7 protein-coding genes are annotated in these 8,034 nt (G+C 63.6%); 3 read left to right on the top strand and 4 right to left on the bottom strand.

Annotation, left to right across the window (positions count from 1 at the left end; genetic code table 11):
- Positions 1-11: 11 nt before the first annotated feature.
- The gene (locus tag VEK15_04435) at positions 12-1,109 is read right to left on the bottom strand and encodes a LamG-like jellyroll fold domain-containing protein (GenBank protein HXV59919.1); all 1,098 of its coding nucleotides are present in this window, start codon (positions 1,107-1,109) and stop codon (positions 12-14) included.
- Between VEK15_04435 and VEK15_04430 the strand changes: the two genes are divergently transcribed.
- The gene (locus VEK15_04430) at positions 1,108-1,383 is read left to right on the top strand and encodes a GIY-YIG nuclease family protein (GenBank protein ID HXV59918.1); all 276 of its coding nucleotides are present in this window, start codon (positions 1,108-1,110) and stop codon (positions 1,381-1,383) included. The two genes, VEK15_04435 and VEK15_04430, sit on opposite strands and share 2 nt — an antisense overlap.
- Before the next feature lie 181 nt (positions 1,384-1,564).
- Here the strand turns inward: VEK15_04430 and VEK15_04425 are convergent, their stop codons facing one another.
- Entirely contained in the window at positions 1,565-2,335 is a 771-nt protein-coding gene (locus VEK15_04425; protein ID HXV59917.1) for a hypothetical protein, read from the bottom strand.
- 423 nt (positions 2,336-2,758) lie between these two features.
- Positions 2,759-4,498 carry a DNA polymerase/3'-5' exonuclease PolX gene (gene polX / locus VEK15_04420; GenBank protein ID HXV59916.1) on the bottom strand — a complete coding sequence of 580 codons (1,740 nt, stop codon included), beginning with the start codon at positions 4,496-4,498 and terminating at the stop codon, positions 2,759-2,761.
- Between the two features lie 104 nt (positions 4,499-4,602).
- Here polX and ligD point away from each other — a divergent pair, with 104 nt between their 5' ends.
- On the top strand, positions 4,603-5,856 hold the full coding sequence (ligD, locus tag VEK15_04415; protein HXV59915.1) for a non-homologous end-joining DNA ligase: 1,254 nt from the start codon (positions 4,603-4,605) through the stop codon (positions 5,854-5,856).
- A gap of 477 nt (positions 5,857-6,333) precedes the next feature.
- Positions 6,334-6,672, top strand: coding sequence for a type II toxin-antitoxin system PemK/MazF family toxin (locus tag VEK15_04410; GenBank protein ID HXV59914.1), 339 nt, complete (start codon positions 6,334-6,336; stop codon positions 6,670-6,672).
- Positions 6,673-7,018: 346 nt separating this feature from the next.
- On the opposite strand, the gene VEK15_04405 is transcribed toward VEK15_04410, so the two are convergent.
- Positions 7,019-8,034, bottom strand: a 1,016-nt coding sequence (locus VEK15_04405) for an ATP-dependent DNA ligase (protein HXV59913.1), incomplete at its 5' end; no start/stop codon positions are given.

The raw sequence follows: 8,034 nt of genomic DNA, 5'->3' as shown, positions 1-8,034 counted from the left end.
TCTCGAGCTGTTTACGGCGCGCCCGCCGCGCAGTCGGTCGCCGCCGCGAACTCGGCGTCTAGAGCGACCGTGAAGCCGTCTCTCAGGATCACCGCCTCCCGCGCCAGGAAGCTGACGAGACCGAGTGGGACGATCCACAGGTTTGGCCCCGCGGTGACCGTCACACAGGCCACGTGCGTGGCGGGGCCGGAGAGCATGTCGTCCTGGAACACCAGCTGATCCGGAGCCCCGCACGCCGGGGGTGGAAAGGGCGTGTCGGACGACCAGAGCGGCCCCGCCGGAGTGCCGCCGAAACGACGCGTACCGAGAGACGGGCCGCCTGCCGCTCCGGAGCTGTCCCCCACCAGGTTCCCCGAGCCCTCGTCGAGATGGTAGAGGGCGGCGGTCGTGGCATCCGGGGCAAAGGGGGCTGCCGGCGGCGTGAAGTTTCCGTCGTATCGCACCATGGTTGAAAGCCGTAGCTCGTCCAAATACCCGGAGTAGGAGGGATAAGCGGCACCCGCATCATGCTTCTCGGCTCCAAGGACGAGGAGAGGATCGCTGGCCGGATAGCTCGTGGGCCGCCCGTCCCGATAGGTAATATCCCCCATCGGTCCGAACCCTTCCGCATCCACAGCGCCGTCGACCCAGACCCGCATCCTCCCATCCGAAGCCCGCCGCGCTATCGCCACGTGGTGCCAGGAACCGTCGGCAACGAGAGTCCCTCCACAGATCCCCTGCCCGCTGCCGCTGTCGGCCACGCCAAAGGCGAGCACCCCGTTGCGGAGCGAGACTCCCCAGTCGCCCCAGTCGCCCTGTCCGAAGACATCGCGGTCGAGCAGGATGTTGCCGGTGATCCAGTTGTCGTTGCCCGCTGTACAAGCCGGGGAGGGGACGTTGTCGGCGAGGGTCGCCTTCATCCACCACTCGATCGTGAAATCGCCAAGCCCGACGTCTACGGGACGATGGGGGGTGTCGAGCGGGATCTCCACCCGGTCGAGCCCCGGCGCCGCGACCCCGTTGCCGAAGAAGCGCAGCGAGGAGCCGCACTGGGCCCCAACGACCGGCGATGCCGGAGCGGCAGAGGCCACCAGAGCGAAGAGCGCGGCCGTGTGGGCTAGGGCTCGCATGGCAAATTCCGCCACGAGGATAGCAAGAGCCCTCCGGATCAAAATGCGAAGGGCGTCACAGCATCCTTGCTACCTGCTGCGCCGCGCCGATGGCACGCTCTACACCGGCATCAATACGGATCCTGATCGCCGCCTGCGCGCGCACAACGCCGCGCGCGGAGCCCGCCACACGGCCTCGCGGCTTCCGGTCGCTCTGGCCTGGACCAAGACCCACTCGACCGCTCCTCGGCCCAGTCCCACGCTCCGTTCACCACCGATCTCGCCGGAAACGTAATCAACGCTCGGGTGCTGCGCTCCGAACCTCTCCTGGATCAGGCGGCCCTCGACGCCGTCAAACAATAATGGAAGTACGAGCCGACGTTACTGAACGGGGTCCCGGTTCCCATCGTGGGCGAGGACGACGAGGATCGAAATAGAACGTCGCGTCGCTGTACCTCGTCGCCCTCTGTGACTTGTCAATCGTTCGACGTGGATGTGGCGGTACGGCTCAGATCGGACCGGTAGGCGGAAACGAAATGCTCCGACTTCCACACCGCGGCGTTCAGTCGCTCGAATAAAAGCGGCGCATCCGGGCCGAACTGCTTGGTAATGAGCTCGACCGGATTCCATCCATCGCGCTCGGCCCAGGTATTGAAAGGCTGAGTACGGCGGAAGGTCGTGTTTTGGCCCTCGCCGAAGACCAGGACCCATCGGGTGACACTCGGCTTGCCCTCGGCGGCCTCGTAAGCTGATTTGAACCGTCTCAGAAGTCCCCGATACTCGGGCACCATCTCCGGCTTCACCCAACGGATGGTGACTTCGTAGAAGGCCGACGGTTGTGTTCCCGTTTGTGGGTTCGCCGTGCCCTCTTCGATCATTTCCCAGATACGGGACGAAGAACTGGAAATGCTCGACGCACCGTCCGTGTAGATCTTCGAGCCTTCCTGCTCCCCGAAGGCTTTCACGAGGACTTCCCGAACCCCTTGCCACGCGTCACGGTCGGCCCATTTCTCGAACCCAAGAGCAATCCGATAGGTCGAGCCGGGTTTGCCTACGGTGGCGTAAAACGTCGCCCAGCTCATCGGGCTTCCGATCTGGTCCGCCGCCTCGCGAACCTTCTTTACATAGTTCTCGTAGGCGATCTCCTGACCGGGCTTTACCTGAACCTCGATCACTTGCTGGAACTGCGCCGCCGCCGGCATCGCGGCAAGCGACAAGATCATTGTCAGAAAAAGCAGCTTTCTCACTGGTCCCTCCTTTTTGTTCGTCGGCACTGGAGGGACCCAGGTAGGGAGCGAATCCGGCCGTTCGTCCGGCGATCATTCTATCGCATGATCTCCGTTCTCGAACGACGAGCTCAATGATTCGCGGGCACGAGCCGCTCGAGCTCCTCAACCAATGAAGTACGAGACCGGTGATGGTGGGGTCGATCTCAATGGTCCTCGTTCCACCACGGAGTTCGAGTCCGACGTGTGGGTGATGGAGCTCCAGGACTCGGAAGGGCCGGCTCGCTAATTCCGCAATGTCGTTGCGGAATGTACGATCGGGTCCGCTGAGCGCCCGGCCGGAGTCCGTGATGCAGACGCTTCCGTCCTCCGCGTGGATCGTCATCTTGACGAGGTGCAGAAGCTCGCTTCTCTCCTCAACGAAGCCACCTTCTCATCGGAACCTCAGCCGCGATGGCTCGCCACCCACTTGAGAAACCGTTGGCGCGGCCAGGTGTTGACGATGCGCGAACGGTCGACCCACCCCCGGGTTGCCTGCAACGCGCCCCACTCCATTCGAGCAAACTCCCGCGTGTGGTGCGAGTCGGTGCTGACGACGAACGCGACGTCCAGCTCGCGCGCACGATAGAGAACCTCGGCCGACGCGTCGAGCCGCGCCAGCGACGCGTTGATCTCGATCGCCGTTTTCGTCTCCGCCGCCTTCTTCAGCACGGCGTCGACGTCGAGCTCGATCCCGGGACGCTTCCCGATCATGCGGCCGCTCAGGTGCGCGATGGCATCGACCGTCGGATCCTCCATGGCGGCGATCACCCGACGGGTCTGCTTCGCTTCATCGAGCTCGAAATGGGAATGGACCCCGGCGATGCACCAGTCGAGTCCGCGCCGGAACGGAGCGTCGTAGTCGAGGCCGCCGTCGGGTCCAATGTTCAGCTCGGCGCCTTGCAGGAGCGTCATCTTGGGATAGCGTTTCTGCAGCGAATCGATTTGCTTGCGCTGTTCCACGAGCTGCTCTCGGCTGACGCCGTTCATAACGAGGTTCTCGGCATGGTCGGTGATGGCGAGATAGGCGTATCCCCTCTCCGACGCTCGCGCCACGATGTCCTCGAGAGAGCTCCGGCCGTCACCGGAAAGAGAAGTATGAACGTGAAGGTCGCCTCGAAGATCCTTCGGAGTAAGCGGAGGCGGCAAGTTGCTCTCGGCCGCCCGCTCGATCTCTCCCCGGTCCTCGCGCAGGGGAGGAGGAATTGGGGCGAGGCCGAGCGCATCGTAGATATCTTCTTCCGACTTCGAGGCGATGACCTTCCCCGTTTCCACGTCGCTGAGACCGTACTCGTTCAGAAGCCAGCCGCGCTCGAGGGCGAGCTGTCTGAGCTTGATGTTGTGGGCTTTGGAGCCGGTGAAGTACTGACAAGCCGCCCCGAACTGGTGCGGCTCCACGATGCGCAGGTCCACCTGGAGACCCGAGGAAGTCAAAACCGAGCTCTTCGTCTCCCCACTTCCAATGACCTCTCGCACTCCGGAAAAATTCACGAACTTCTCCATCACCGAAGCCGGCTTCGTCGAGGCCACGACGATGTCCACGTCGGCAACCGTCTCGCGGAACCTTCGCAGGCTGCCACAGAACTGAGCGCGCTCGACCTCGGGCAACTTCTCGAGCTCTTCGGTGAGCTGGCGTGCCACGGGGAGGGCCTCGGCAATCGGGGTGCGTTTCTCCTTTCCCGACTGCCCCATGCGCTCCATGGCATGGAGAAGCTTCTCCTCCATCTTCGCGCCGAAGCCGGTCAGCTCCCGGATCTTCTTGGCTTCGAGCGCGGCTCGCAGATCCGCCAGATTCTGCACCCCCAGCTCGCGTCTCAGGCGAAGTAACGTCTTGGGCCCGAGCCCGGGAATCCGGCTCAGCTCGACGAGCTCCGGGGGATATTTCTTGCGGAGCTCTTCGAGCTTCGAGATTCTCCCCGCCTCGAAGAACTCGCGGATCTTCTTCGCCGTGCTCTTTCCAATGCCATCGATACGGGTGAGCTCGACTTCCGAGAGGGCCGACAGGTCGCCCACATGAGATCGAACCGCCTCCATGGCGTTCTCGTACGCCCGTACACGAAACGCATTGGGAGAGCCTTCGTCCAGAATGGCGAGCTTCACGAGCTCTCGGAACAGCGCAACCAGCGATTCGTTCGCGCTCGCCACGGTAGGAGTCTATCCGCGAGTCGGCTCCAGGGAAAGAGAGTGCCACCCGGCTCCCCCCACTGCCATTTTGGGCTCGCGCCGCGAGGAGTCTATAGTCATCTCCCGTGACGAAGAAGGATGCAGCAGAGCATCTTACGATATCCGGGCGTGATGTAAAGGTTTCGAACCCGGGAAAGATTTACTTCCCCGAAGCCGGCATCACCAAGCTCGACCTCGTGCGCTATTACCTCGAGGTGGGAGACGGAGCTCTCCGCGGAATCTTCAACCGGCCCATCGTGCTCAAACGATATGTGCACGGGATCGAGGGGGATTTCTTTTTTCAGAAGCGCGCTCCGGCCAAGAGGCCGGAATGGGTGAAGACGGTGCGCCTGTCTTTTCCATCGGGGCGCACCGCCGACGAGATCGTCGTGACCGAGCTGGCCCAGCTCGCCTGGATCGTGAATCTCGGCACGATCGACCTCAATCCCCATCCGGTGCGTGCCGACGATCTAGATCATCCCGACGAGCTTCGGGTGGACCTCGATCCCGGCCCGGGTGTCGGCTGGGACGCGGTGCGACGGGCTGCCATCATCGTGCGGGAGGTGCTTTCCGACCATCGCCTCACCGGCTGGCCCAAAACCTCGGGCTCGCGAGGCCTCCATGTCAACGTACGGATCGAGCGCCGATGGGAGTTCGACAATGTGCGCCGCGCGGCCCTGGCCCTGGCGCGGGAGGCGGAGCGCCGGGCACCGGAGCTCATCACCAGCAAATGGTGGAAAGAGGAGCGTCACGGAGTCTTCGTCGACTACAACCAGAACGCCAAGGATCGGACGGTCGCCTCGGCCTACTCGGTGAGACCGACTCCGGATGCGAGAGTTTCCGCGCCTCTCACCTGGGAGGAGGTTCCTTCCTGCGAGCTCGGCGATTTCACGCTGAAGACGATGCCCGAGCGCTTCGCGACGTTTGGCGATCTGACGGCGGGTATGGATGATGACGTGGGCTCTCTCGAGCCACTTCTCGAGCTCTCGGCACGTCACGAAGCGGAGGGGCTCGGCGATGCGCCCTGGCCCCCTCACTACCGGAAGCGACAGGGAGAGCCTCCGCGCGTTCAGCCGTCCAAACGAAAGAAGATGCCTCTCGTCACCGTGGCCAAAGCAGCCAAGAAAGAAGAGGCGCTCGCCGGGCTGGCGCGGTGGCGAGACCGCCACCCGGAAGCAGCCTCCTACTTGACCGACGAGGACGTTCTCGTCGATGCCATGCGGGGACGCTACACGACCTGGACGCGCATCCGCGTCAACCTGCGGCACGTTCCTCCCCACGAGCGCCCTCCCGAGGAAGCGCCCGACCCTGATTATGACCCTTGGTCGAGCTCGCGCTGAGCACGAGCCGCCAACCAGGTTGACCGGAGCTTCGAGGCGTCGAGGCGAATGGGCGAGACGTTAGGTGGGAACGAGCGGCATGAGCGCGCGCAGCTCGTAGAGAAAAGGCTCAGCGCTTTGAGCAGGAAGCGCAATGGCCGTTGACATCGGAACCGGAATGGACCCGCCGTCACCATGTCACGTTGACACCAAGGCGTCTCTGTGCCATGCTAGCATAGAGGTGAATAGCGATGCCACGGCCACCGGCGTCACCGGCGAAGCGGCCGCGTATCAGCGTTGACGTGGAACCCGAGCTACGCCGCAGGCTGCGACTGGCGGCGGCAAGGCGCGATCTGACCGTTGGTCAGTACGTGCTGGCGGCAATCGAGGAGCGCCTGCAAGAGGATCTGGGCACGGAAGGGAAGGTTTGGCTAGGCCTCACGGCGAGAACCGACCCAGTGCTAGCGGATCTTTGGGACAACCCAAAAGACGCGGAATATGAAGGAGTATAGCCGCGGTGACGTGGTCCTGGTCGGCTTCGTCTTTACCGACGAGTCCGGAAGGAAGCTACGCCCTGCGGTTCTCGTCAGCGCGACCCGCTACCAACGAGCTCGGCAAGAGGTCGTCGTGGCGGCCATCACCAGCAACGTCAAACGCCGGCTTTTCGGCGATTACCGACTCGCGGAGTGGAGAAGCGCGGGGTTGCTTTTCCCGTCTTTGGTGACCGGGATCCTGAGGACCATCAGGCGCACGATGATCGTCCGGAAGCTGGGCGCGCTCCAGAAGCGGGACCTCGAGAATGTCGATAAGGCGCTTCGCCGTTCTCTCGGGCTCTGAGGCGTGAACGTCAGCAGATCCACGTTAGTGGAGTTTGTCCTAATCAATTAGCAGGGTCCTGGCCTCGAGATCCCTACAGTCTGGCCGACCGAGAAGGCGGAGGCTCGGGCTACGTCAAAGTCTTCTGGCCCGGCGGCGGCATCCGTGTCATCTATTTCGACGAGGAGACCCGGTGTCGTACGACCGAGCGAGGCGGACGGCGATCGCAGATGACCGCGTCGAAGGAAGTTGACTTGTTCATGGTCCGCATCGGGCGGAGCGGTTCGAGATAGGACGCGGGAACGTCGGCCAAGCTCGAGAACGTCGTCGTCCTTAAGGCTTGACGTCTAGCGCCGCGCGCCGGAGCCTATGACTTCCCGGAGAAGATTCGCTCGAGCTCGTAGGGTGGGGCCACGTCGAGCTGAGCGTAGGTGCACTCCGCCGCCGGTTTGTCCGGACGCCAGCGCACGAAGTGAGCGGTGTGACGAAAGCGCTGGCCCTGCATGTGGTCGAAAGCGACCTCGAGCACGCGCTCCGGCCGGAGCGGCTCCCATTCGAGCGTCTTTCCGCGGCTCCAGCGGCTCTGCATGCCCGGAACTCTCTCGGCATTGGCCCACGACCGCCACGGGTGGTCGTCGAGAGCGCCTTCGCGAAGTGGCGCTAGCTCCTCCAAGAGCTCGCGACGTCTCGCTTCGGTGAAGCTTGCCGCGACGCCCACGTGCTGGAGCCTGCCGCTCTCGTCGAAAAGGCCGAGCAGAAGCGAGCCCACCGCCGAGCCGTGCGCATTCTTGTGCCAGCGGAATCCCGCGAGAACGACGTCGACGGTCCGTTTGTGCTTGACCTTGATCATCGTACGCTTGCCCGGTGTGTAGACCCCGTCGTGCCGCTTGGCCATGACCCCATCGAGCCCCGCGCCCTCGAACCGCTCGAACCAATCCGCCGCCAAGGCGCGGTCGGGAGTGAGTGGCGTCATGTGAATCGGGGGCCGCGCGCCGGAGAGGACGTTCTCGAGCCGGATCCTCCTTTCGACGAAGGGTTTGGCACTCAGATCTTCGTCGCCCTCGCCAAGAAGATCCCAGAGAACGAGTGACGCGGGATACTGTTCCGAAAGCTTCTTCACGCGGGAAGCTGCGGGATGAATGCGGAGTTGCAGGGTCTCGAACTCGAGCCCCGCCTCGCCCACGATGACGAGCTCCCCGTCGAGGATCACCCGCGCGGGCAGCTCGGTGTGGACCGGCGAGTCGAGCTCGGGGAAGTAGCGATTCAACGGTTTCAGATCGCGGCTCTGCAGGAGCCACTCCGTCCCGTCACGAAAGAGCAATACGCGGAATCCATCCCATTTCGGCTCGTAGAGCCAGCCTTCTCCCTCGGGGAGCGTCTCCA

It is taken from the genome of Vicinamibacteria bacterium, from assembly GCA_035620555.1.
Lineage (GTDB): Bacteria > Acidobacteriota > Vicinamibacteria > Marinacidobacterales > SMYC01 > DASPGQ01.
This window is presented reverse-complemented; position numbering and strand designations above follow the sequence as displayed.

Excerpts from the sequence above, each read along its gene's own strand:
- VEK15_04410 (HXV59914.1), top strand. The coding sequence starts at position 6,334 with ATGAAGGAGTATAGCCGCGGTGACGTGGTCCTGGTCGGCTTCGTCTTT.
- VEK15_04430 (HXV59918.1), top strand. The coding sequence starts at position 1,108 with ATGGCAAATTCCGCCACGAGGATAGCAAGAGCCCTCCGGATCAAAATG.
- VEK15_04435 (HXV59919.1), bottom strand. The coding sequence starts at position 1,109 with ATGCGAGCCCTAGCCCACACGGCCGCGCTCTTCGCTCTGGTGGCCTCT.